Here is a 24,585-nt window from a genome sequence, read left to right as displayed (position 1 = left end):
AGTGAGGAAGTCTCAGTAATGGAGATGGAGCGAAGGGGCGAACAATCAATCAGTTTGAGTAGGTCTCGTGTTGCAGAAGAGACAGACATCCGCCGTAACCAATCGGGGAAAAGATGGTCAAATCAAGCGAGACGGAAAGGAAAGAACGCATGGACACAAGTAGTCTAATGGAGCAGATATTATCCAGAGATAATCTCAACAGAGCGTACCTGCAAGTCGTACGAAACAAAGGTGCAGAGGGAGTGGACGGAATGAAGTACACGGAACTTAAGGAGCACCTTGCAAAGAACGGCGAAATCATCAAGGAACAGCTGAGGACAAGGAAATATAAGCCTCAGCCAGTACGAAGAGTGGAGATACCAAAGACGGATGGCGGTGTCAGAAATCTGGGAGTACCAACAGTAACAGACAGATTTGTACAACAAGCCATAGCACAAGTGTTAACACCAATCTATGAAGAACAGTTTCATGACCACAGTTATGGATTTAGACCAAACAGATGTGCACAGCAGGCAATCCTTGCGGCACTCGACATGATGAATGACGGAAATGACTGGATTGTAGATATTGACCTGGAAAAGTTCTTTGACACAGTAAACCATGACAAGTTAATGACTTTAATTGGCAGAACAATCAAAGATGGAGATGTTATCTCTATTGTAAGGAAATATCTTGTAAGCGGAATCATGATAGATGATGAGTACAGGGAATCAGTTGTGGGAACACCACAAGGAGGAAATCTTTCTCCGCTGTTAGCAAACATCATGCTCAATGAACTCGATAAGGAAATGGAAAAGCGAGGGTTGAACTTTGTAAGATATGCGGATGACTGCATTATCATGGTAGGAAGCGAAATGTCTGCAAAGCGGGTGATGAGAAATATATCACGTTTCATCGAAGAGAAACTGGGACTCAAGGTCAACATGACCAAGAGCAAAGCAGACAGACCACAAGGGTTAAAATACCTTGGATTCGGATTCTACTATGACCCAATGGCACACCAATACAAGGCTAAACCACATGCAAAATCAGCTGAGAAATTTAAGAAGAAGATGAAAGAACTCACCTGCCGTAGCTGGGGCGTTAGCAACAGCTATAAGGTGGAGAAACTCAACCAACTCATCAGAGGATGGATAAACTACTTCAGGATAGGAAGCATGAAAACGCTCTGTAGAGAACTGGACGGAAACATCAGATATAGATTGCGCATGTGTATATGGAAACACTGGAAAACTCCCCAGAACAGAGCAAAGAATCTGATGAAACTTGATGTACCAAGATGGGCGGCATACAATATCGCTTATTGTGGCGATAAATACGCTCGTCTCGCACACAATGGCTGGATACAGAAAGCTATAAGTACAAAGAGACTAACCTCATTTGGATTAGTCTCAATGCTGGATTACTACACCGAGAGGTGTGTCACTTGTTAAGTTGATTGAACCGCCGTGTACCGAACGGTACGCACGGTGGTGTGAGAGGTCGGAATTTCTCATTTAAGAGAAATTCCTCCTACTCGATTTGTAGATTTTTTTAAGAAGAATGGTATTTAAAACCAGGGACACGATCTCGGCGATGTCGTAGCTCCACCACACGGCACCCAGACCAAGCGTAACCGCGAGCAGATACGCTGCCGGCACGAGCACCAGGAGCTGACGCGCCACAGATACGATCAGACTGTAAACGCCGTTGCCGAGCGCCTGGAAAACGGAGCCGATTACGATGCAGTACCCCGCAAACAAAAAGCTCAGACTGATGATGCGCAGCGCCGGCACGCCAATCTCCAGCATATTTTCCGATGCGTTGAAAAGCAGCAGAAGCCTGTCCGGAATGAGCTGGAACACCAGCAGGCCAATCAGCATAATGCCAACAGCAATAAAGACGCTCAGCTTCACCGTCTCCGTGATGCGCTTTTTATTTCTGGCACCGTAGTTGTATGCGATAATCGGAATCATACCGTTGTTCAGACCGAATACCGGCATAAACGCGAAGCTGTTCAGCTTGAAGTAGACGCCGAACACCGCAGTCGCCGTGGAGGTGAACATCAGCAGAATCTTGTTGAAGCAGAAATTCATGACGGAACCGATTGCCATCATGATAATGGACGGAACGCCGACCGCGTAAATCGTGCGGATAATGCGCCCGTTTGGACGGAAGCCCTTCAGATTTATCTGGATTTCCGGGTTCTTTGTCAGGTTGAAGTACAGCGCGAGCAGCATGGCGACGATCTGTCCGATGACGGTAGCCGCCGCCGCTCCGGCAACGCCCATTTTCGGCATTCCGCAAAGACCGAAAATTAGGATGGGATCGAGAATGATATTGATAATCGCACCGAGCCCCTGCGTAATCATGGTGTAAAAGGTCTTTCCCGTCGCCTGCAGGAGACGCTCAAAGGTAAACTGCATAAAGACGCCGAACGAGCAGATGAGAATAATCGACAGATACTGTGTGCCGTATTCGATGATGGGGGCTTCGGAAGCTTTTGTAATCTGGACAGAGAAAAAGAACCGGGAGCCGAAAATTCCTATCAGCGCAAACACGATGTAGCTGAGGATGGACAAAAAAATACCGTTGTTGGCGGCAAGACTGGCGTCGCGCTGGTTTTTGGCGCCCAGGCTGCGCGACAGCAGGGCGTTGATGCCGACGCAGGTGCCGGAGGCGACCGCAATCATCAGATTCTGTATCGGAAATGCCAGTGAGACGGCGGTCAGCGCGTGTTCATCGATTCTGGATACAAAAATACTGTCTACGATGTTATAGAGCGCCTGCACCAGCATGGAAAGCATAATCGGCACCGACATGGAAATCAGCAGCTTCGGAATGGGCATGATGCCCATTTTGTTTTCTGTTACCTGTGTTTGTGGCATGTGTCTCTTCCTTTCTTTTGCACATAAAAAGCAGAATCGGTATAGCTCACCCGGTTCTGTTATTAACTATACTATAGCAGGATATATATAGTTTGTCTACAAATGTTTTGCAAAAGCGGGAAGAATAGTATATACTGGTACTATATTTATAATACGCAGCACGGAGGTATCCGGGAGCGTTATGGCGGCAGGGGGTATTATGGAGGAAAATGTGAACAAGAGATCATGGGTTCTGTATCTGGCGATCGCCCAGCTTGTGCTGGCGGTGGCGGTCATGGTATACGGAACGGTTACACGGAAAATGACAGGACGGCAGTCGGATATTCTGATTGCGGCTTCCCTGCTGGTTTTCTGGATTTTATCGGATATTCTGGAGCCGGTCGTGATGAAGCGGTTTAAAGACATCACGCAGGAACAGAAGACGGCGTATATAAAGTTTCTCGTTCTGGATTTTGCCGGACTTGCCGGTATCGCGTATTTTCTGTACAGTATGGGAAATGCCGGCGGCAACGGTCTGGTGGGCGCCATCATTTATGTGATTACCATGAAGCCGAAGCGCGACAGCCAGGATATTTTTTACCACGGCGTGCCGGAAGAAAAGGATGAGACGGAACAGGAAACGGAAAATGTATTGGAACAGACGGATGGAGAGGCAGATGAAAGTGAAGACGAAAATGTGGACGACCCGCGTACGCTGTCGTAATGCGCAGGCGTGCTCCGGATGACCGCCGCACAGAGAACACTTGATGCAGACGGTGCGGTGCGGTTTCCATGCGGAAAACGGATAACATAAATCATGGAATCTGCGCATACCGGATAACATAAGTCGCGGAATCTGCGCATACCGGATAACATAAGTCACGGAATCTGCGTATACCGGATAACATAAGTTACGAAATCTGCGCATATCATAGAAGCAAGAAACCGGCAGAGTGTGTCTATGAAGGAAACGGGAATCCGCGGCGGGCGGTGGATGTTTGTGCTGTTCGCATTTATGATTTTTTTCAGTATTTATGTACAGAAACAGCAGGAGGTGCAGGAGACCGGCGCGCAGCAGGAGGGAAAACGGCAGCAGGAAGCGATGGTATCCCCTGAAGCGCAGGGAATGCAGGCGGACGCCGGGGCAGATACAGGGGAAAAGGCGGAGAGTATGCAGACGGACGCTGCAGAAGAAACGGAGCGTGAGCAGGCGGATGTTGGAGAGCGGAAAATTGCGCTCACCTTCGATGATGGTCCCCATCCGGTATATACGGAGCTTCTGCTGGATGGTCTGAAGGAACGTGGTGTGAAAGCCACGTTCTTTGTAGTCGGGAAAAATATTCCGGGGCACGAGAAAGTGATTTTGCGGATGGCGCAGGAAGGGCATCTGATTGGAAATCACACCTACGACCACGCGGACGTCAGCAGACTGAGCAGCAGCCAGGTGTGCGAGGAGTTTCAGAAAACGAGCGACCTGGTGGAGGAGATTACCGGGGAGGCGACGCCGTATGTGCGCCCTCCGTTTGGAAACTGGGACGATGAGCTGGACTGTCTCAGCTCCATGATTGCCGTAAACTGGACAATCGATCCGCTGGACTGGACGACGGCGAACACGGCGCAGGTGGTCGAGCGGGTAGTGACGGAGGCAGCCGGAGACGACATCATTCTGCTGCATGATTATTACAAATCGTCGGTGGAAGCGGCGCTGCAGATTGTGGATATCCTGCAGGCGCGGGGCTTCTCATTTGTTACTGTCGAGGAGCTGCTTCTGGAGTAAGCAGCAGGAAAAAGAAAGGAAATGCAATGGATTTATTTGACTATATGAGACAAAATACAATGGAGAAGGAAGCGCCGCTGGCGTCGAGACTGCGTCCGCGCACTCTGGAGGAGGTGGTCGGACAGCAGGAGATTATCGGGGAGGGCAAGCTGTTATACCGTGCCATCAAGGCGGATAAGCTCGGCTCGCTGATTTTTTACGGACCGCCGGGAACGGGAAAAACGACGCTGGCGAAGGTAATCGCCAACACGACCAGCGCGGATTTTAAGCAGATTAACGCGACGGTTGCCGGCAAAAAGGACATGGAGGATGTGGTGAAGGCGGCAAAGGACAGCCTTGGCATGTACGGAAAAAAGACGATACTTTTCGTGGATGAGATTCACCGCTTCAACAAAGGACAGCAGGATTATCTTCTGCCGTTTGTGGAGGACGGCACGCTGATTCTTATCGGCGCGACAACGGAAAATCCGTATTTTGAGGTGAACAGCGCGCTGATTTCCAGGTCGGTGGTATTTGAGCTGAAGCCGCTTTCAAAGGAGGATATCTGCACCCTGATAGACCGCGCCATAAACGATAAGGAGCGCGGCATGGGAAATTATAATGCGGTGATTGACGGGGACGCAAAGGATTTTCTGGCGGACGTTGCGGACGGAGATGCGCGGGCGGCGCTGAATGCGGTGGAGCTGGGGATTCTGACGACAGAGCGCAGCGGAGACGGAAAGATTCATCTGACACTGGAGGTGGCGTCGGAGTGCATCCAGAAGCGTGCGGTGCGCTATGATAAGACCGGGGACAACCACTACGATACTATCTCGGCGTTTATTAAAAGTATGCGCGGCTCCGACCCGGACGCGGCGGTCTATTACCTTGCCAGAATGCTGTACGCGGGCGAGAGCGTGACGTTTATTGCGCGCAGAATCATGATCTGCGCGTCGGAGGATGTGGGCAATGCGGACCCGCAGGCGCTGCAGGTGGCGGTTGCCGCTGCGCAGGCGGTGGAGCGCGTCGGAATGCCGGAGGCACAGATTATCCTTTCACAGGCGGTGCTCTATGTTGCCACGGCGCCAAAAAGCAACGCCGCCTGCAACGCCGTCTTTTCGGCGGCGGAGGCGGTGAAAAATTTTAAGGCGACGGTTCCGGTGCATCTGCAGGATTCCCATTATAAGGGAGCGGCAAAGCTCGGACATGGCGTCGGCTATGAGTATGCCCATGATTTCCCGAAGCATTTTTCCAGACAGCAGTATCTGCCCGACGAAATCAAAGACCAGGTCTTTTATCATCCGTCTGAGAACGGATACGAAAAGCAGATACGGGAATATATGCGGTGGCTCCGCGAGGAGTAAGGCGGAGACACTCCGTGTTGCCATGCATACGACAAAAATGTCCGGTGGACGTTTTTTAGTGAAAAAACGGAGCCGACGGGCAGAGCTTTTTTGTGTGCGGAAATCCGGGTCTGCCGGGCGGAGGCGTTTAGCGGGCGGAAAATCCGGGCCTGCCGGATAAAGGCTTTGTGCGGGCAAAAATAAGCGGTCCGCGCTTTCCGGACTTTCTGGCGCGCTGCAGCTTTGCCCGGTATTTCTGTTTCTGCAGCTTTTGCTTCATGGAGTATTCATTTTTCTGCAGCTTCTGCTTCATGGCATATTCGTTTTTCTGCAGACGTGCCTGCTGCGCGGCATCCTTTTTTGCCAGCTTCTTCATTTCGGCGGTCTGTATCCGGGCGCTGTTTCTGATGGACAGACCGATGACCAGTATGCCGACGGCAGCCTGGATGGCGAGCGTCAGCTTTTCACGCTGCTCCTGGTTCAGATTCCTGTTCATATGTACTCCTTTCTCTGACGGCAGCGCGGCATGGGAAACGCTGCTGTGCAAAATCCCGTAAAGCAGGACTTTTTTCATGTTTTATATGTTCTGCTATCAGTATAGCACAGGGGCGGGAAAAGAGAAACAGTGGATTGACTCACATTGACAGGAAATGTGCAGGAAGCTATAATAAAATGATGCCAGGGTCAAAAGGTCTAAATATGATGCCTACGGATTTTTGCAGGCACCAGGGCAGCCTGGCTGAACTGTTACGGAAAGGCAGAGAGGAAGATACGGCGGATGGAGAGAGACGGGGCACAGATGCAGAAGACAAAGGGGCGGATGTGGGGCGATAAGCCATATCGGTCCCTGGATTTCCGGCTGCGGGAGCAGTTTGGGGAAAAGGTATATAAGCTGTCTCTGAACGGAGGAATGACCTGTCCGAACCGTGACGGGACAGTGGGAACGGGCGGCTGTATTTTCTGCAGTGCAGGCGGGAGCGGGGAATTTGCCGCCGACAAAAGACTGCCGGTGGCGGAGCAGCTCCGTATCCAGAAAGAAGCGCTGCGCGAAAAAAAATCCGCCAGAAAATATATCGCCTATTTTCAGGCGTACACAAACACCTACGCTCCGGTGGATTATCTGGAAAAAATCTTCACGGAAGCTATAGAGGACGACGAAGTGGTCATACTTTCGGTGGCAACGCGTCCGGATTGTCTGCCAGCGGATGTTCTGGAGCTTCTGGGGCGTCTGAACCGCAGAAAACCGGTATGGGTGGAGCTTGGCCTGCAGACCATCCATCCGCAGACAGCACGGTTTATCCGCAGAGGCTACGGGCTTTCCTGCTTTGAGACGGCGGTGCGCGGTCTGCGAAGCCGCGGCATTGAAGTGATCGTGCATACCATTCTGGGACTTCCGGGCGAAGGACGCAGGGAAATGCTGGAAACGATCGGGTATTTGAACGATGCCGGTATCCAGGGAATCAAGCTGCAGCTTCTGCATATTCTGCGGGGCACTGATCTGGGGGCGCTCTATCTGCAGCAGAGTATGCGGGCGGCAGAAAATCCGGGCGCGGGCATGACAGTGGATGAAAAGTCTGTGCCGGATGCACAGGGCGCGATTCACGTTCTTTCGATGGATGAGTATATTGATCTGGTCCTGGACTGTGTGGCGCATCTGTCGCCGGATATCACCATTCACCGTCTGACGGGGGACGGACCGAAGGAGCTTCTTCTGGCTCCGCTCTGGAGCAGCCGGAAGCGTACCGTATTAAATACCATACACAGCCGGATGAAGGAAGAAGAGATCTGGCAGGGAAAATTTTTTCAGCAGTGCGGCCAGACGCTCTGAAGGGCGTCCACTTCATTGTTCCATTTGTATAATACGTGCTGTCGCACTTTTGTGTCTGCCAGTAAGAGCCGGGGCCTCCGGCAGGGAGAGGAGGAAGCGCATATGAAGGATGTGCATACACTTTATAAATTAATCATTTTATCTATGCTGGACAGGGTGGAATTTGAGCTTACCAACAGCCAGATTACAGCGTTCATTCTGGAAGAGCAGTATACCGATTATTTTACGGTGCAGGAGACGCTGGCAGATATGATTGAATCCGGGCTTCTGGAGGCAAAAACCATCCGTAACAGCACGCGCTACGCAATGACGGAGAGCGGAAAGGAAACGCTTGCTTATTTCGGAGATGATATATCGGATGGTATTAAAGAAGACATTGAAAAATATTTCCGGAAAAATAAACTGCAGATGCGCAACGATAATGCGGTAATCGCCGATTATTACCGGACAAACGGAAATGAATTTACCGCGCGCCTCCAGGTGAAGGAAAAGGAAGCGGTGCTGGTGGAGGTGGCGCTTACGGTGCCGCTGGAGCAGCAGGCGATAGTGCTCTGCGACAACTGGAAAAAGAAGAGCCAGCAGATTTACGGATATCTGATGAAAGAACTGATGTAGGGACGGACGATGGATATTTTACTGGCGGCAATAAATGCAAAATATATACACTCCAACCCGGCGGTCTACAGCCTGAAGGCGTATGCGGAGCAATTTTTAAAGGACAAAAGCCAGTCTGCAAAGCCGGAGCGCGGGGATGGCGGACAGTCTGCAAAGCCGGGGCGTGGGAACGGCGACTGCGCTGCGGCATGTACGATTGAGATTGTCGAGTTTACAATCAACCAGGAGGCGGATGAAATCTTGCGGGAAATTTATAAAAAGCAGCCGGAGGTTCTGGCATTTTCCTGCTACATCTGGAATCTGGAGATGGTGGAGAAGCTGCTTGAAAATCTTCCGTATATACTGCCGCGGACGGAGCTGTGGCTTGGCGGACCGGAGGTGTCCTGGGATGCAGAGGCTTTCCTGGAGGAGCATCTGCAGGTGCGCGGCATTATGACAGGAGAGGGCGAGGAAACCTTTGCGGAGCTTGCCGCATGGTATGCCCGGACGGAGGAACAGGGCGGCCAGATGTGTACAGAGGAGCCGCGGCGAACCCGCCGGACATATGTGGAGGAGGCGCAGTGGCCAGAACATGCTGCCGGGCGGACAGATATGCCGGCGGATGGCGGGCTGTCTGCCATCCGGGGAATTGTTTTCCGGGACGACCGGGGGACGGTGCGGACCAATGCGCCGCGACCGCTGCTCGCTATGGATAAGCTGCCTTTTTTGTACGCGCTGCCGTCACCCCGAAGCGGCGGGGAAGAAACTGGCGCATCTGCCGGTCGTGTGGACAATGATACAGGTGTGTCTGCCGGGATTGCGAAGGCAGGCGCCAATATATCCCTTGAGGATTTCGTGAACCGCATCATTTATTATGAGAGCAGCAGGGGCTGTCCGTTTTCCTGCAGCTACTGCCTTTCTTCTATTGAAAAAAGCGTGCGTTTCCGCAGCACGGAGAAAGTGAAGCGGGAGCTGGCATTTTTTCTGGACCATAAAGTCAGACAGGTAAAATTTGTGGACAGGACCTTTAACTGCCGCCACAGCCATGCAATGGAAATCTGGCGGTTTATTAAGGAGCATGACAATGGCGTTACGAATTTTCATTTTGAGATTGCGGCAGATTTGCTTACAGAGGAGGAGCTGGCGCTTTTAAATACGCTGCGGCCGGGACTGGTGCAGATGGAAATCGGGGTGCAGTCGACCAATCCGCGCACGCTCGCGGAAATCGACCGGATTTCCGATTTTGGCAGGCTCTCGGAGATTGTAAAACGGCTCCAGAGCGGCGAAAATATCCATCTGCATCTTGATTTGATTGCCGGGCTGCCCTATGAAGATTATGACAGCTTTGTACATTCCTTCAATGATGTGTACCGTTTGTATCCAGAGCAGCTCCAGCTTGGGTTTCTGAAGGTGCTGAAGGGGTCGAAGATGCACGAAAAGGCGCAGGAATATGCGCTCTGCTACCGCAGACAGCCGGTTTACGAGGTCCTGCACACCCGCTGGATTTCTTATGAAGAGCTCCTGAGGCTGAAAATGGTGGAGGAAATGGTGGAGGTCTACTACAACAGCGGACAGTTTACGCACACGATGCGCCGCCTGGAGCGCGAATTTGCGCATCCCTTTGCCATGTATCTGGAGCTGGCAGAATACTATGAGCGCAGCGGGCTTGCCGGAAAGAAGCATACGCGGATGGCGCGCTTCGACATTCTGCGGGATTTTATCCGCACAAAGACAGAAGCGGCGCTGTATGACGAGCTGCTTCTGCTTGATTTGTACCTGAGGGAAAACAGCAAAAGCCGTCCGGCGTGGGCCGGAGATATTGGCGGCGACAAACCGGCAATGCTGGCATTTTTCAAGCGGGAGGAAGAAAACCGCAGCCTGCTTTCCGGCTATGAGGGGCGCAGCGCCAGGCAGATGATGAATATGACGCATCTGGAGCTGTTCCACTATGCCGTCTGCGGGGACTGCCGGGAGGGCAGGCACTGGCTTCTGTTTGATTACCGGAAGCGGAATCCGCTGACGCAGGAAGCCGCCGTGTACGAGGTGAAAGTGGATGGGTAAACTCCCGCTGCATACGCAGCTAACTTTGCTCATAAGACGGCGCTCCCACTGTCCGCACAACGTGAGCCCCCAACATGCAAGCATGTGGGTTCTCCCGCTTGTACGGACAGGTGAATAATTGAGAACAGTTCACCCGCGCCATTCGCAAAGGCTCCTTCGGAGCTTTCCCGCTGCATACGCAGCTAACTTTGCTCATAAGACGGCGCTCCCACTGTCCGCACAACAGGAGTCCCCCACATGCAAGCATGTGGGTTCTCCCGCCTGTACGGACAGGTGAACTGTTCATGTAAATTTCACTTGATAGATTTGGTAAAATCCCATCTTTGACAGTTGAGAAGGCTAAAACACCTCGCAAACCCAGTGTTTATGCTGGTTGCAAGGTGTTTTGCTCTTGTTTTGAAGTATGGTATTTTATTTTCTCCCTTTACTTTTTTTCTGGATTGTTTTCATTTGGCTTTTTGTAATGAATTGAAAGTCTGTTTCAAAACCACATGCTTCGTGTAAGGCATCGGTTAGTTTGTCCCGTGTATAAAGTGGCATGAACCCCTGTTCCTGTACATCAGCAAAATTCATGGATTTCAGTTTGTCCAGGATTGTTTCACAGGTATAGGCATTTCCCAAACTTTTTTCAAGGTAACGGTATATGACTAATGCAAGAAAACAGATCAGGAAATGTGCTTTGATACGCACATCGTCATGAAGAAATACAGGTCTTGCTTCAAAATCTGTTTTCATGATGCGGAAACATTCTTCGATTTCCCAACGGCCCTCGCTTACTTTTAAAATATCTTTTACGTCATCATCTAACAAATCTGTAGTTACAGCGTACATTCCATCATAGAGCGCTTCGGTTTCTATTTTATCTGTATCCAGATAATTCTTGATTTTAGCAGCTTCTCCTTCTTCTGTAACTGCAATCTTACCTATAAATCGTGCGGGATCGTTCGGGTTTCTGCGTTCTTTTTTTACTTTCCCGGAATGGAGCATTTTTTCGGCACGCTCTACCTGTGCGTCACGTATTGCTTTCTGATATTTTGCATATTTAGGAGAGTAAGTGACAATGAGACGCTGGTGCAGTGAATGAGGGGTATATGGTTCATCCTTATAATACAGGCCGGCATCATCCTCTGTAAGTCTGGAAAGATCTGCCGGAGAATCATCGGAAACACGTTTAAAGCCAGTTTTGTCCAGTGCCCATTTCCTGTCATCTTTATTCAGCTTTTTGATGGACTGGGTAACAATAAAAGCTCTCTGGCCTGCATGGTTTATTCTTTTAATGGCTTCTGAACCAAGTCCGGCATCACTGCAGTAAATAAATTTTGTACAACCAAAGTCCTGGAGGACTTTTTCTTCCAGAGGTTTTAGTGATGTTTGTTCATTCGCATTTCCGGGAAAAAGGGAAAAAGCAAGAGGAATTCCAGCTCCGTCCATAAACATCCCCATTTGAATGATTGGATTAGGCCGGTGTTCTTTTCCTTTCCCGTATTTTCTCTCCCCATCTTCCTGCTCGATCTCAAAGAAATAGTTTGTACAGTCATAATAAAGTATCTTATCATCTCGTTTTCCGAGAAGATGACTGTTTTTATAAACTTCAGACTGGATGAAATCGCATTCATTTCCCAGGACATCAAGAGCCCGGTATATATCATGTAATTGATAAGAAGGTTTTTCCAGGAATTCAGAAGCTATCTTAAAAGAAGAACGCTTACTTGCTGGTTCCAGAACCCTGGCATAGATCAGATCGGAAAGGATGGCATTGATATCATACTTAAATTTATATTTATCTCTGAGCTTTCGGCAAGTCTTATCAAGCTGGATACGATAGTAAAAGGCTTGTGGAAAAAGATATCCTCCGCGGTAAAAGACCTGCTGACTATAATCCAGCTTCTGGTCAGAGTGAAAAGTTATCTGAACCGACTTGGCCTGCTGTTCTTCTTTGTATCTGAGTGTTTCCAGTCTGGCTTCCTCTCTGGCCCATTTCATGACATCATCGCGGGTAGGACCGTGTTCTGGAAGAAGTTCTTTCAAGGTTCCGAGTTTTCGAATAATAACAGAAGTGCTAACACCTTTGTTATTGACGTAACCTTTCGTAATATAAAATGATTCCGAATTTTTTGATTTTGATGTTGTAACTCTCATATAAAAACCCTCCTGGCCCTTATTATACAATACATTGCAATAAAATACAATATAATAAAACAAAAAAGTTGACACAAAAAACGCAGGCTTTATGCGGCCTGCAGAGGATTTTTCGATTATTCAATTGTCAAACTCCCGCGCACAACGTGAGCCCCCAACATGCAAGCATGTGGGTCCTCCCGCTTGTACGGACAGGTGAATAATTGAGAACAGTTCACCCGCGCCATTCGCAAAGGCTCCTTCGGAGCTTTCCCGCTGCATACGCAGCTAACTTTGCTCATAAGACGGCGCTCCCACTGTCCGCACAACGTGAGTCCCCCACATGCAAGCATGTTGGGCCTCCCGCTTGTACGGACAGGTGAACTGTTCATGTAAATTTCACTTGATAGATTTGGTAAAATAGCATAGAATAGAGTGAGGATAAGAGGTGAGAAAGTATGGCGAACAGAAAAAAGAAAGAAGACAGAAAACGCATGATAGCAGCGATCATAGCAATCGTGATAGTGCTGGCGATGGTGGTTACTACGATTATCGGCGCGTTTTTATAAAAAGACCGGGGGTATAGAATGAAATTAAAAAAGAGGTTTCTGGGGACACTTGTTTTCGCGTTTGTGATGACGGGTGCGTTTTGTGCGGCTGCGGAAGATGATGTACGCATTGATAACGGCATCTGCATCGGCGATATCGATGTGTCCGGCATGACATATGACGAGGCTTATGCGCTGGTGAAGCAGCGTATCGGGGAGATGCGCTCGGCGGTGATTACGGTCCAGGTAGGGGAAGACAGTATCGAAACGACGGCAAGCGAGCTCGGACTGCAGTGGAACAATAAAAGCGTAGTGCAGGATGCCATCGACCTGGGAAATTCCGGCAATCCGGTAAAGCGTTATAAAGAAAGAAAGGACCTGGACCAGGAAACGCAGGTGCTTTCTCTGGAATTCAGCGCAAATGCCAATGCGGTGCGCGATTTTATTGAGGAAAAATGCAAGCAGTTTGAAAAAGAACCGCAGAACGCCACAATCAGCGCGGACGGAAGCGGCGGATTCGATTTGCAGGAGGGCGTTACCGGACAGGTGATCAACGTCGACGAATCGGTAAAAGCCGTGCAGGACTATATTGCAAATGAATGGCAGGGGGAAGACGGCACGATTGCGCTCTCTGTCGAGATTGAGGAGCCGGAGGGCAATACGGAGGATCTGGAGTCCATCCAGGATATGCTGGGCACTTATACAACATATTATGGCTCGACTGCCGGGCGTAATATGAACGTGGAGCGCGGTGCGGAGCTGATTAATAATCATGTGGTCTGGCCGGGCGAGACTTTCTCCGTGTGTGACCAGCTGGTACCGTTTACGGCGGAGAATGGCTACGAGCTGGCGCCGGAATATTCGATGGGGCAGGTCGTGCAGGGCTATGGCGGCGGAATCTGCCAGGTATCGACCACGCTGTACAATGCTCTGCTGCTGGCGGAGCTTGAGATTGTAGAGCGGCATAATCACACGATGACGGTATCCTATGTTCCGTACTCAATGGACGCGGCTATCGCGGAGGGAAGCATGGACCTTAAGTTCTGCAACAATCTGGACACGCCGATTCTGATTTCCGGTTATGCTTACGGCGGCGAGCTGACCTTCACCATCTGGGGCAAAGAGACGCGGCCGGCGGACAGGACGATATATTACTACAGCAATACGCTCAGCGAGACCAATGCGGAGGGCGTGGCGCTTTACGCGGCGCCGGACCAGCCGGTCGGTTACTTTAACCAGGTGCAGTCTGCGATGGCAGGCGTGTCGGCGGAGTGCTGGAAAGAGGTAACATATAACGGAGAGACGACGACAGAGCTTGTGAACACCAGCTATTATCAGGCGACTCCGGCGAGCTGGGAGGTCGGCACGCTTGGTGCTTCGGACGCTCTGCTGAGTGCGATTTATGCAAACGACCTGGAGGCGGCGCAGGCAGCGGCGCTCGGCGTCACTACGCAGACGGAGAGTGAGACACAGGCCACGGATACGGTTGTCACGGAAACTCCGGCGACGGATACCCCGGCGACAGATACACCGGCAACGGATTATATCGACCCGAATGCAGGTGCAAATACAGATGCCGGAAGCTCAGACGGAGTAGTAATCTGGGAGTAAAAAGTATGAAAACAGGAAAAATTCCGGAGGCGGTTTTAAAGCGCTCCGTGTTAAAGCAATGCCAAAATACGCATCCGGCGGTATTGCAGGGTGCGGGAAGCGGCAGTGATTGCGCACTGATTCTGACGGCAGAGAAATCTGCCGTTTCCTGTTCTGTGCATCCGGCTGTGCTGGATACCATGAAAAAGGTGCGCTTTGCCATCGAACATGCGGTGAATAATCTGGCGTGCGCCGGCTCTGAACCGGAAGCTGTGCTTCTGACGGTGCTGCTGCCGGAGAATACAGAAGAAGCCTTTTTAAAAGAAGTGATGCGGGAGGCGGAAGCAGTCTGCAAAGAACTGGGCATACAAATTGCGGGAGGTCACACGGAAGTGAATCCGGCGGTCATGCTTCCGCTGCTGACAGTGACGGCGCTTGGAGCGGCGCCATCCGGGGCGACAACATCTAAAGCTATAGCACCCAGAGCGACACCATCAGGAGAGGCAGCGTCCGGAGCGGCGACCTCAGGCGTGCACGGTGCCGGAGCGATGGACAGCTATCTGCGGGCGGCGGGCGCGCAGCCCGGCATGGATGTTCTGATAGCGGGCACGGTGGCGCGCGAGGGCACGGCGCTGCTGGCGTGGGCGCATGAAGAAGAATTAAAAAAACGCTTTCCGGCGGATTTTGTGGAGCAGGCAGAGAGCTTTGGCAGCAGCATCAGCATTCTGCAGGCGGCGCGCGTTGCCATGCAGTGCGGGGCGGCGGCGCTGCACGATGCCTCGCAGGGCGGTATTTTCGGAGCTCTGTGGGAGCTGTGCGAGGGCGCAGGGTGCGGGCTGACGGCGGACCTGCGGAAAATCCCCATCCGGCAGGAGACCATCGAAATCTGTGAATATTTCGGATACAATCCGTATTGTCTGCTTTCGGGCGGAGCGCTCCTGGTGGTGGCGCCGGACGGACGGCGGGTGGAAATGGAGCTTGCGCGGCATGGCATAACAGCGGCGGTCATCGGAAAGCTGACGGATTCAAACGACCGGATCCTGTTAAACGGAGAGGAACGGCGTTTCCTGGATCGTCCGGCACAGGATGAAATCTGGAAAGAAAGAGGCGTATGATGGACAGACTGAATATTGTATTATTTGAACCGGAGATTCCGTCCAACACAGGAAACATCGGCAGAACCTGCGTGGCGACCGGAGCCAGGCTGCATCTGATAGAGCCGCTCGGCTTCAGTTTAAGCGAAAAGGCAATCAAACGCGCGGGCATGGATTACTGGAAAGAGCTGGACGTTACCCGTTATCTGGATTTTGAGGAATTTCTGGAGAAAAATCCGGGTGCAAAGATTTACATGGCGACGACGAAAGCGCCGCAGACGTACACAGAAGTGCATTACGAGCCGGACTGCTATCTGATGTTCGGGAAGGAGAGCGCCGGGATTCCGGAGGAGATACTGCTTGCGCACCAGGAAACGGTGGTGCGTATTCCGATGCTGGGAGAAACGCGCTCCCTGAATTTGAGCAATGCGGTGGCGATCGTTCTCTACGAAGCGCTGCGCCAGAATCAGTTCGCGCAGATGAAGCTGACCGGGCATCTGACAAAGTACGACTGGAAATAAAGACCGGCGGCTCTTGCCGGGACATGACCGGAAACGCAGGAAATGCACGTCTGTCGGGACATGACTGGAAACGCAGGAAATGTGCGTCTGCCGGGAAACAGGCAAAAATAAAGACCGGCGGGCAGAACCGCCGGATAACACAATCAGGTCAGCTCCTCCGCTGTGCGGAATTTATAGCCGACACCCCATACGGTATCCAGAGACCATGTTTCATGGTCTTTTATTTTTTCGCGGATACGCTTGATATGTACGTCAATGGTACGTGCGTCTCCGATGTAGTCATAACCCCAGATATGATCCAGAAGCTGTTCGCGTGTAAAAACCTGGTTGGGGGAGGAAGCAAGAAAATAAAGCAGCTCCAGCTCCTTCGGCGGCATATCCACCGCTTCGCCGTCGCATGTCACAGTATAATTGGACAGGCTGATAGAAAGCTGCGGGTATTCCACGCACTTGGGCGGAGTCTGCCGGGCAGCGGAAGGGGGCGGCGTCATGGTGCGCCGCCAGATGGCAAGGATTCGGGCAATCAGCTCGCGTGTATCGGGCGGTTTTTCCAGAAAATCGTCCGCTCCGGCATTCAGCGCGCAGATTTTCTCCTCTGCGTCACGGCTGCCGGAGAGAATCAGAACCGGCGTGCAGCCCTTCGGGCGCAGCTCACGGAGAAGGTCCACGTAGTCGATGCGCGGTACGGTGTCTTTATCAAGCACAATAAAATCCACCGGTTGAATAATAAGCTCCCTGGCGGCGGTGGCGCTGTCGAAGGCTACCTGCACCTCCGGAAATCTCTTCTTTAAAGCATCCCGCAGTGTGCGTGCGGTCTGTACATCATGTTCCACAAGCAAAATTCTCTGTGGGTTGTTCATTCTAAAACCTCGTTGTCTTCCTTTACAAGTCCGTCCGGGATGGTCTGGCATCCGGAACACCGCAGTCTAGCTGCGGAATTTTACAATAGTTACTCCGGCGTCTCCTTCCCCGAATTCTCCCAGACGGTAGGATTCCACATACTTCTGCCGGCGCAGATAATTGTGTACCGCTTTGCGCAGCGCGCCGGTTCCCTTGCCGTGCACAATGCGCACGCTCGGCATATGGGAAAGATAGGCGTCGTCCAGATATTTGTCCAGCTCAGCAATCGCTTCGTCCGTGGTTTTGCCGAGCAGATTGATTTCAGTACCGACGGAAGCGGATTTTGACATCTTGATTTTGCCGCTGCCAGTCTGGTGCTTATAAGGAGCGGCTGTCTCCACATCCGCAATTTTTTCCAGGTCTTTGATGTTCACCTGGGAGCGCAGGATGCCCATCTGCACAAACAAATCGCCTTTTGCGTTCGGCAGGGTGCTGACGGTGCCCTTTAAATTCATGCTGAGTACCCGCACGCTGTCGCCCAGATGCAGATCCTTTGCCTGCAGGGTTTTTGCAGGCGCGCGCTGCGTTTTGATGGCAAGATTTTTCTCCACGGAGGACATTTTCTCGCGCAGGCGGGAGCGCTCCTGCTCCATTGCCCTGGAATCAATGCCCTGCTTCCCGAATTTATTGAAATTCTTGATGGTCGTGTCGGCGTACTCCTTTGCCTCGCGCAAAATAGCGTGCGCCTGCTCGTTCGCTTCGCGCAGAATACGCTCGCGGCTGGCGTCCAGCGTTTCCTGCTTCTGCTCCAGACGCTGCTTCAGACGCTCGATTTCTTCTTTATAATGATTGATTTCCTCGCGCTCGCGCTCAATCGTCACGCGGCTCGTCTCCAGATCGCTGATGAGCGATTCGAAATCCTCATCCTGCTGGGAAAGCTGTTCGCGCGCTTCCTCGATAATATCCTCCGGTAGCCCCAGCTTTGCGGAAATGGCAAAGGCATTGCTCTTTCCGGGAATGCCGATGAGGAGGCGGTAGGTCGGACGCAGGGTCTCCACGTTAAATTCGCAGCAGCCGTTTTCCACGCCCGGCGTGGAGAGCGCAAATACCTTCAGCTCGCTGTAATGCGTGGTCGCCATTGTGCGGATGCCCTGGCGGTGCAGATTTGACAGCACAGCGATGGCAAGGGCGGCGCCCTCCGTCGGGTCGGTTCCGGCGCCAAGCTCATCAAAAAGCACCAGGGAGCGCTCATTTGCTTCCTTTAAAATAGATACAATATTTGTCATGTGCGCCGAAAAGGTACTGAGGCTCTGCTCGATACTCTGCTCGTCGCCGATATCCGCAAACACATCGTCAAAGACGGCAAGCTCTGACCCGTCGAACGCCGGAATATGCAGACCGGACTGTCCCATCAGCGTGAACAGCCCCACCGTTTTCAGAGAAACGGTCTTTCCGCCGGTATTTGGTCCGGTGATGATGAGCAGGTCGAAATCCTGTCCAAGACGGATATCGATGGGCACCACGGTTTTTTTGTCGAGCAGCGGGTGGCGTCCCTTCTTGATATTGATAACGCCGTGGTTGTTCAGAACCGGTTCGCTGCCGTCATACGATTTGGAGAGCTGGGCGCGCGCAAAAATAAAATCCAGCTTTGTAAGCAGCGTCAGATTGCTCTCCAGCGCTTCCTGTTCCACGCCCGCCTGTCCGCTCAGATTGGCGAGGATTACCTCAATTTCCTTTTCTTCTTTGATTTCCAGCTCGCGCAGCTCGTTATTTAATTTGATAACCGCCATCGGCTCAATAAATAATGTGGAACCGGTGGAGGACTGGTCATGAATCATGCCCTGCACCTGCCCGCGGTATTCCGCCTTTACCGGCAGACAATAGCGCCCGTTGCGCATGGTGACGACGGCGTCCTGCAGATAAGCCTTCGCGGAGCCGTTTACCATAGAATTAAGCTGCGCGTGAACCTTATCGTTCATCTGGCGCATGGCGCGGCGGATGCTGCGGAGTGCGGGACTGGCGTCGTCGCTGATTTCCTCCTCGGAGGGCAGACAGCGGCGGATTTCGTTCGCCAGCGGCGTGAGCGGCTGCAGCGCTTCGAACATGACATCCAGCGCATTAGGTTCTTCCTCGCTGTTTTCTTTGCGGGAGTAAGCCTTCACGCGGTTGGTAACCTCCAGCAGGCGGCAGATAGCGAGCAGCTCCGCCGGGCTGAGAATGCTTCCCACCTCCAGGCGCTTCAGCGAACCGCGGATGTTGGTGACGCCGGAAAACGAGACATGCCCCTTCTGATAGAGCATGGACAGCGCCAGGCTGGTTTCCGCCTGCAGCATCCGGATTTCTTCGATGTCGGAGGAGGGCAGCAGATTCTTGCACAGCTCCTTTCCGGGCGTCGAACCGGCAAGCTCCGTCAGCCGGTCGATGATTTTATGATATTCTAATGTTTTCAGCACCTTCGTGTTCATGAAAATCTCCTGTATCGTTGTTTTGTCTGTATAATAACGTTCTTCATGCTCCCGCGCCCCGGACAGTAAATGACCGGGGCTGATGTAAGCAATAATGACATTCGTAACAGTTCAGCCAGGCTGCCCTGTTACCTGCAAAAATCCATTTAAAATCGCTTCGCGATGGGATTTTTGCACTCTTGTATCACTTTCTTACGGACTTTGCAGTGAATGCAAAGTCCTGACTTGAACAATAACATCATTCTACCACAGAATGACGCAATCTGCAAATTTATCTTGTTATTGCTGCGGGTGTTTAGTATAATGGGGTTACAGTTCAGGCAGGCGGTCTGTGGCATGCATGGCTGACGTGAACAGTAACGTAATTTTAGATGAGGAGCAGTCAGATGAAATTTATTGAGAATTTTAAAGAGGGAGACCGTATTAATGATATTTACCTGTGCAAGCACAGGCAGGCGGCAGTGACGAAAAACGGCAAGCCGTATGAAAATGTGATTCTGCAGGACAAGACCGGCACGATTGATTCCAAGATATGGGAGCCGAATTCGGGCGGCATTGAAGAATTTGAGGCGATGGATTATGTGGAGGTCGTGGGCGACGTGAGCAACTTCCAGGGGGCGCTGCAGCTTTCCATCAAGCGCGTCCGCAGGGCGCAGGAGGGCGAGTACAATCCGCAGGATTATCTGCCGGTTTCCGAAAAGGATGTGGATGAAATGTACAGTGAGCTGTGCCAGATCCTGGGAACAGTGCAGAACCCATACCTGGAGCAGCTTCTCGCCATGTATTTTGAGAACAACGAGGCGTTTGAAAAGGCGTTTAAATTCCACTCCGCCGCCAAAGCGGTCCATCACGGCTTTGTGGGCGGGCTGCTGGAGCATACGCTCGGCGTGGTGAAACTCTGCGATTTTTACTGCAGGCAGTATCCCGACCTGAACCGCGATTTGCTGCTGACAGCGGCAGCCTTTCACGATATCGGCAAGATGAAGGAGCTTTCCGTATTCCCGGAGAATGATTACACGGACGACGGGCAGCTTCTCGGTCATATTTATATGGGAACCGAGCTGGTGCGCGCGAGCATCCGCCGTATCCCCAATTTCCCGAAGCGCCTTTCCGCAGAGCTATGTCACTGTATTCTCGCCCATCACGGGGAACTGGAATACGGCTCGCCGAAAAAACCGGCGCTGATAGAGGCGGTGGCGCTGACAATGGCGGACAACACCGACGCCAAGCTGGAATCCTTCAGGGAAGTCATCAAAAGTGCGGGGGATAACAATGGCTGGCTCGGCTTCAACCGTATATTTGATTCCAACGTGCGCAAAACAAGCCGCTGACAGCAAAGAATCAAAGGCAGTTCTGGTTTACATGCATTTGTGTGAGCCGGAGCTGTTTTTTTGTGGTAACTATTCAGCCATGTGGCCTGTATGGCTGAATAGTTACTTTTGTTCAGAAAATTTCAAAATTGGTCTTGACATACCCAGAAACCTAGTGTACTATATATCTAGTACACAGATACACTGGAAAAAGGAGGACATTATGGAATATAATCCGGCGCTTCCCATTTATTTACAGGTAATGACGGCTATCAAGCATGATATTGTCGCCGGCAGACTTGCGCTCGGCGAGAAAATGCCTTCTGTCCGCGACCTGGCGATTCAGTATACCATCAATCCGAACACCGCCGGCAGAGTGTACAAGGAGCTGGAGAACGAAGGAATATGCTTTACCAGACGCGGTATGGGCACCTTCGTGACGGAGGATGAAGAGAGGATAAAGCAGATGAAGGAAGAAATGGCAGGTGAGCTTATCAGCCAGTTTCTGGGGGGGATGAGACGTCTCGGTATCTCCGGGGAAGAAGCAATCGAGCTGGTCGGACGCTACCAGGCAAAGAAGGATGCGGACGGCGGCAGGGACGGCTGACCAGAGAAACCGCAGAGCAAAATAGATGATGCGGGCGGCTGACCAGAAAGGTCCGCAGAGCAAAAGAGACGATGCGGACGGCTGACCAGAAAAGTCCGCAGAACAAAAAGAGACGATGCGGCGCAGTCCGCACGGAAATAGAAAAAGAAGGAGAGAATAAATATGTTGGAATGCAGGGAAATCACAAAGGTTTATGGCAGAAAAACAGCGGTGGACCATGTTTCCTTTAAGCTGGAGCAGGGCAAAATCTACGCGATGCTTGGTCCGAACGGAAGCGGCAAGACCACGCTGATGAAAATGGCGGTCGGGCTGGTGAAGCCAAATAGCGGCGGCTTCTATTATAACGGGGAGCCGGTCGGACCCAGGAGCCGCCGGGAGGTGGCATATATGTCCACGGAGCCATATTTTTACAGCTGGATGACCATAAAGGACGTGGGAAAATATTACGATGACTTTTTTGACGACTTCTCTATGGAGCATTACGGGCGGCTGATAGAGCGGATGGAGCTTTCGGAGGATATGAAGACCAAAAGCCTTTCCTCCGGTATGATGGCGAAGCTGAAAATAGCCGTCACGATGGCACGGCAGGCAAAGGTATATCTGCTGGACGAACCGCTCAACGGCATCGATCTGCTGGCGCGGGATGAGATCATCCGCAGTGTGCTGGAGGCGGCGGGCGAGGACACTACGCTGGTGATCTCCAGTCACCTGGTCGACGAGCTGGAGAAGGTGGTGGACGCCGCTATCTTTATGAAGGAAAGCCACCTGGTGGAAATGGTCGGCGTGGAGGCGCTGCGCGAGGAGCGTGGGAAATCCGTGGTAGATCTGTACCGGGAAATTTATGGACATGGAGGGGAAGCAACATGCTGAAATTAATGAAATATGAACTGCGCAAAACGATGTTTTCAAAATTTATTCTTCTGATTATTACGGCAATCGCGGAAATCGCCTATCTTATCGGCGTATTCTTCGACTGGGAAAACGGGCTCTTATTCGGCATCATAGCATTGCTGCTGTGTTCTTTGTTCGGCGTTCTTTATATCGGTATCGAAAGTCTGCTGGTGTTTCACCGCGACCTGAATACCAAGCAGAGCTACATGCTGTTTCTCACGCCGACCAACAGCTACCAGGTGCTCGGCGCAAAGATAATCGAAAACGGCATATCCATTCTGTTTACCGGCGCCTGCTTCGCTGCGCTTGCCGCGCTCGACTTTACGGTCAGCGTCATTTATATCGGCGGCGTAAAACAGTTTCTGGATATGCTGCATGATCTGATGATTAACCTCCAGTTGGAAATCAATATTTCCGCGCAGAGTCTTGCGATGGGATTTTTCTCCATCCTGGTCTCCTGGCTGATGCTGGTGGTGACGGGATATCTGGCAATCACCCTCTCCGCGACGGTTCTGGCGGGCAGACGCTTCAGCGGTGTGGTAAGCTTTATCCTTTATCTGCTGCTCGGATGGCTGTGCGGCTGGATTGCGGACAAATGTGTGCCGGTATCAATGGTAAACGAGGGACTGCAGTTTGCGCTGTCAGTCGGGGTATTGTTTGTGGAAATTGTTGTGATGTATCTGGTGGCAGGCTGGATTATGGAACGCCGTCTGAGTGTCTAGAGCGGTGCCGTCCTTAAATGACAGACAGGAGATTGCAGGTGAGGGAGGACATGGAAAGAGTGATAAAAAAGGATGATTATGTACAGCTTACGATTGAAGATATCAGCGCCGAGGGCTCTGGCATCGGACGGACCGGCGATATGGTTCTTTTTGTGAAGGATGCGATTCCGGGCGATGAGATAGAGGCAAAGGTCATAAAAATGAAAAAGACCTACGGTTATGCACGTCTGATGAAGATTCTCTCTCCTTCACCCTTCCGGGTGCCTGCGGTATGCCCGGTGGCAAAACAGTGCGGGGGCTGCCAGATTCAGGAAATGGATTATGCGGAGCAGCTCCGCTTTAAGGAGAAAAAGGTGCGCGGCAATCTGGAGCGCATCGGGAAATTTACGGACATTCCGATGGAGCCGATTATCGGCATGGAGCAGCCGTTTTATTATCGCAACAAAGCGCAGTACCCCATCGGGAAGGATAAGGACGGTCATATTGTCGCCGGGTTTTACGCGGGACGCACTCATTCGATCATCGACAACCGCAGGTGCTTCCTGGGTGCCGAGGTAAACGAGGAAATTTTAAACATTATTATTTCTTATATGGAAAAGGAATTTGTCAGCCCGTATGACGAGAAGACCGGACGCGGACTGGTGCGCCATGTGCTGATCCGCTGCGGCTTTACCACGAAAGAGATTATGGTCTGCCTGATTGTCAACGGAACTACGCTTCCGAAGGAGGAAAAGCTGGTGGAGGCGCTGCGGAAGGTTCCCAATATGACCAGCATTTCCATAAATACGAACCGGGAAAAAACCAATGTGATTATGGGAAAGGATGTGCGCCTTCTGTGGGGCAGACCGTATATTGAGGACTACATCGGAAATATCCGCTATCAGATATCGCCGCTCTCCTTTTTCCAGGTGAATCCGGTGCAGACGGAGAAGCTGTATTCTCTGGCGCTGGAATATGCCGGGCTGACCGGAAAAGAGACGGTGTGGGATTTATACTGCGGAATCGGGACGATTTCCCTGTTTCTCGCGCAACAGGCGCGCCAGGTGTACGGCGTGGAGGTCATCCCGCAGGCGATTGATGATGCCTGCCGCAATGCAAAGATCAATGGTATTGCCAACGCCCAGTTCTTTGTGGGAAGGGCGGAGGAAATCCTGCCGGAGGTATACCGCAGGCACCGCATCCATGCGGAGGTAATCGTGGTGGACCCGCCGCGCAAAGGGTGCGACGATTCGCTGCTTTCCACGATTATTGAAATGCAGCCGGAGCGGGTGGTGTACGTAAGCTGCGACAGCGCTACGCTGGCGCGGGATCTGCGGATACTGTGCGATAACGGTTATGCACTGAAGCGCTGCCGGGCAGTCGACCAGTTCCCGATGAGCGTTCACGTAGAAACCGCCGCGCAGCTTGAAAAAATATAGAATTTAAGAATCCTCTGTCTGCCGCCCGGATAC

Annotated in this window: 20 protein-coding genes; 15 read left to right on the top strand and 5 right to left on the bottom strand. The window is 51.8% G+C overall.

The genetic code is table 11. The features are described 5' to 3' along the window. The first annotated feature begins 149 nt into the window (after positions 1-149). Positions 150-1,433 (top strand): group II intron reverse transcriptase/maturase, encoded by a 1,284-nt coding sequence (ltrA, locus tag NQ534_RS06915; RefSeq protein ID WP_157200741.1) that lies wholly within the window; start codon positions 150-152, stop codon positions 1,431-1,433. 63 nt (positions 1,434-1,496) lie between these two features. On the opposite strand, the gene NQ534_RS06910 is transcribed toward ltrA, so the two are convergent. Then, positions 1,497-2,867: an MATE family efflux transporter gene (locus NQ534_RS06910; RefSeq protein WP_006864645.1), complete on the bottom strand. Its 1,371-nt coding sequence runs from the start codon at positions 2,865-2,867 to the stop codon at positions 1,497-1,499. A gap of 211 nt (positions 2,868-3,078) precedes the next feature. Between NQ534_RS06910 and NQ534_RS06905 the strand changes: the two genes are divergently transcribed. The 3 genes from NQ534_RS06905 to NQ534_RS06895 all read left to right on the top strand — a co-directional run bounded on the left by NQ534_RS06905 (position 3,079) and on the right by NQ534_RS06895 (position 5,966). Then, positions 3,079-3,570, top strand: a complete 492-nt coding sequence (locus NQ534_RS06905) for an MFS transporter (RefSeq protein ID WP_143115920.1) — start codon at positions 3,079-3,081, stop codon at positions 3,568-3,570. A gap of 237 nt (positions 3,571-3,807) precedes the next feature. Then, a complete protein-coding gene (locus NQ534_RS06900; protein WP_006864647.1) occupies positions 3,808-4,623 on the top strand; it encodes a polysaccharide deacetylase family protein in 816 nt (271 codons plus the stop codon). Between the two features lie 26 nt (positions 4,624-4,649). After that, positions 4,650-5,966: a replication-associated recombination protein A gene (locus tag NQ534_RS06895; protein ID WP_006864648.1), complete on the top strand. Its 1,317-nt coding sequence runs from the start codon at positions 4,650-4,652 to the stop codon at positions 5,964-5,966. Between the two features lie 127 nt (positions 5,967-6,093). On the opposite strand, the gene NQ534_RS06890 is transcribed toward NQ534_RS06895, so the two are convergent. After that, entirely contained in the window at positions 6,094-6,441 is a 348-nt protein-coding gene (locus NQ534_RS06890) for a hypothetical protein (RefSeq protein WP_143115919.1), read from the bottom strand. Positions 6,442-6,723: 282 nt separating this feature from the next. On the opposite strand from NQ534_RS06890, the gene mnmL reads away from it, so the two are divergent. The 3 genes from mnmL to NQ534_RS06875 all read left to right on the top strand — a co-directional run bounded on the left by mnmL (position 6,724) and on the right by NQ534_RS06875 (position 10,428). Further along, positions 6,724-7,773, top strand: coding sequence for a tRNA modification radical SAM protein MnmL/YtqA (gene mnmL, locus NQ534_RS06885; RefSeq protein WP_006864650.1), 1,050 nt, complete (start codon positions 6,724-6,726; stop codon positions 7,771-7,773). A 102-nt stretch (positions 7,774-7,875) separates the two neighbouring features. Continuing rightward, positions 7,876-8,388: a DUF4364 family protein gene (locus NQ534_RS06880; RefSeq protein WP_040785701.1), complete on the top strand. Its 513-nt coding sequence runs from the start codon at positions 7,876-7,878 to the stop codon at positions 8,386-8,388. 9 nt (positions 8,389-8,397) lie between these two features. Continuing rightward, positions 8,398-10,428, top strand: coding sequence for a B12-binding domain-containing radical SAM protein (locus NQ534_RS06875; RefSeq protein ID WP_006864652.1), 2,031 nt, complete (start codon positions 8,398-8,400; stop codon positions 10,426-10,428). A gap of 411 nt (positions 10,429-10,839) precedes the next feature. Here NQ534_RS06875 and NQ534_RS06870 read toward each other — a convergent pair whose 3' ends face one another. Further along, on the bottom strand, positions 10,840-12,567 hold the full coding sequence (locus NQ534_RS06870) for an IS1634 family transposase (protein ID WP_040785292.1): 1,728 nt from the start codon (positions 12,565-12,567) through the stop codon (positions 10,840-10,842). 566 nt (positions 12,568-13,133) lie between these two features. Between NQ534_RS06870 and NQ534_RS06865 the strand changes: the two genes are divergently transcribed. From NQ534_RS06865 to NQ534_RS06855, 3 genes are read left to right on the top strand one after another with little or no spacing between them, the layout of a single operon-like run. Beyond that, positions 13,134-14,705, top strand: a complete 1,572-nt coding sequence (locus NQ534_RS06865) for a VanW family protein (protein WP_006861503.1) — start codon at positions 13,134-13,136, stop codon at positions 14,703-14,705. Positions 14,706-14,710: 5 nt separating this feature from the next. Further along, complete coding sequence (locus tag NQ534_RS06860; RefSeq protein ID WP_006861502.1) at positions 14,711-15,799, top strand: AIR synthase-related protein; 1,089 nt, start codon at positions 14,711-14,713, stop codon at positions 15,797-15,799. Next, entirely contained in the window at positions 15,799-16,299 is a 501-nt protein-coding gene (locus NQ534_RS06855) for a tRNA (cytidine(34)-2'-O)-methyltransferase (protein ID WP_040782739.1), read from the top strand. The genes NQ534_RS06860 and NQ534_RS06855 overlap by 1 nt, the downstream gene beginning before the upstream one ends. A gap of 143 nt (positions 16,300-16,442) precedes the next feature. On the opposite strand, the gene NQ534_RS06850 is transcribed toward NQ534_RS06855, so the two are convergent. After that, positions 16,443-17,159, bottom strand: a complete 717-nt coding sequence (locus tag NQ534_RS06850) for a response regulator transcription factor (RefSeq protein WP_006861500.1) — start codon at positions 17,157-17,159, stop codon at positions 16,443-16,445. A 66-nt stretch (positions 17,160-17,225) separates the two neighbouring features. Beyond that, positions 17,226-19,604 (bottom strand): endonuclease MutS2, encoded by a 2,379-nt coding sequence (locus NQ534_RS06845; RefSeq protein WP_006861499.1) that lies wholly within the window; start codon positions 19,602-19,604, stop codon positions 17,226-17,228. 386 nt (positions 19,605-19,990) lie between these two features. Here NQ534_RS06845 and NQ534_RS06840 point away from each other — a divergent pair, with 386 nt between their 5' ends. The 5 genes from NQ534_RS06840 (at position 19,991) to rlmD (ending at position 24,552) form a co-directional block, all read left to right on the top strand. After that, a complete protein-coding gene (locus tag NQ534_RS06840; RefSeq protein ID WP_040782736.1) occupies positions 19,991-20,935 on the top strand; it encodes a 3'-5' exoribonuclease YhaM family protein in 945 nt (314 codons plus the stop codon). A gap of 202 nt (positions 20,936-21,137) precedes the next feature. Further along, on the top strand, positions 21,138-21,521 hold the full coding sequence (locus NQ534_RS06835) for a GntR family transcriptional regulator (RefSeq protein ID WP_040782733.1): 384 nt from the start codon (positions 21,138-21,140) through the stop codon (positions 21,519-21,521). A 162-nt stretch (positions 21,522-21,683) separates the two neighbouring features. Continuing rightward, positions 21,684-22,391, top strand: a complete 708-nt coding sequence (locus NQ534_RS06830; protein WP_006861495.1) for an ABC transporter ATP-binding protein — start codon at positions 21,684-21,686, stop codon at positions 22,389-22,391. Then, positions 22,385-23,134, top strand: a complete 750-nt coding sequence (locus NQ534_RS06825; RefSeq protein ID WP_006861494.1) for a hypothetical protein — start codon at positions 22,385-22,387, stop codon at positions 23,132-23,134. Before NQ534_RS06830 ends, NQ534_RS06825 begins: the two co-directional genes overlap by 7 nt. Before the next feature lie 50 nt (positions 23,135-23,184). Then, a complete protein-coding gene (gene rlmD / locus NQ534_RS06820; protein ID WP_040782817.1) occupies positions 23,185-24,552 on the top strand; it encodes a 23S rRNA (uracil(1939)-C(5))-methyltransferase RlmD in 1,368 nt (455 codons plus the stop codon). Positions 24,553-24,585 lie beyond the last annotated feature (33 nt).

Origin of the sequence: Marvinbryantia formatexigens DSM 14469 (assembly GCF_025148285.1) — a bacterium.
Lineage (GTDB): Bacteria > Bacillota > Clostridia > Lachnospirales > Lachnospiraceae > Marvinbryantia > Marvinbryantia formatexigens.
The sequence above is the reverse complement of the archived record's forward strand: the minus strand, read 5'-3'. Positions and strand labels throughout refer to the sequence as shown.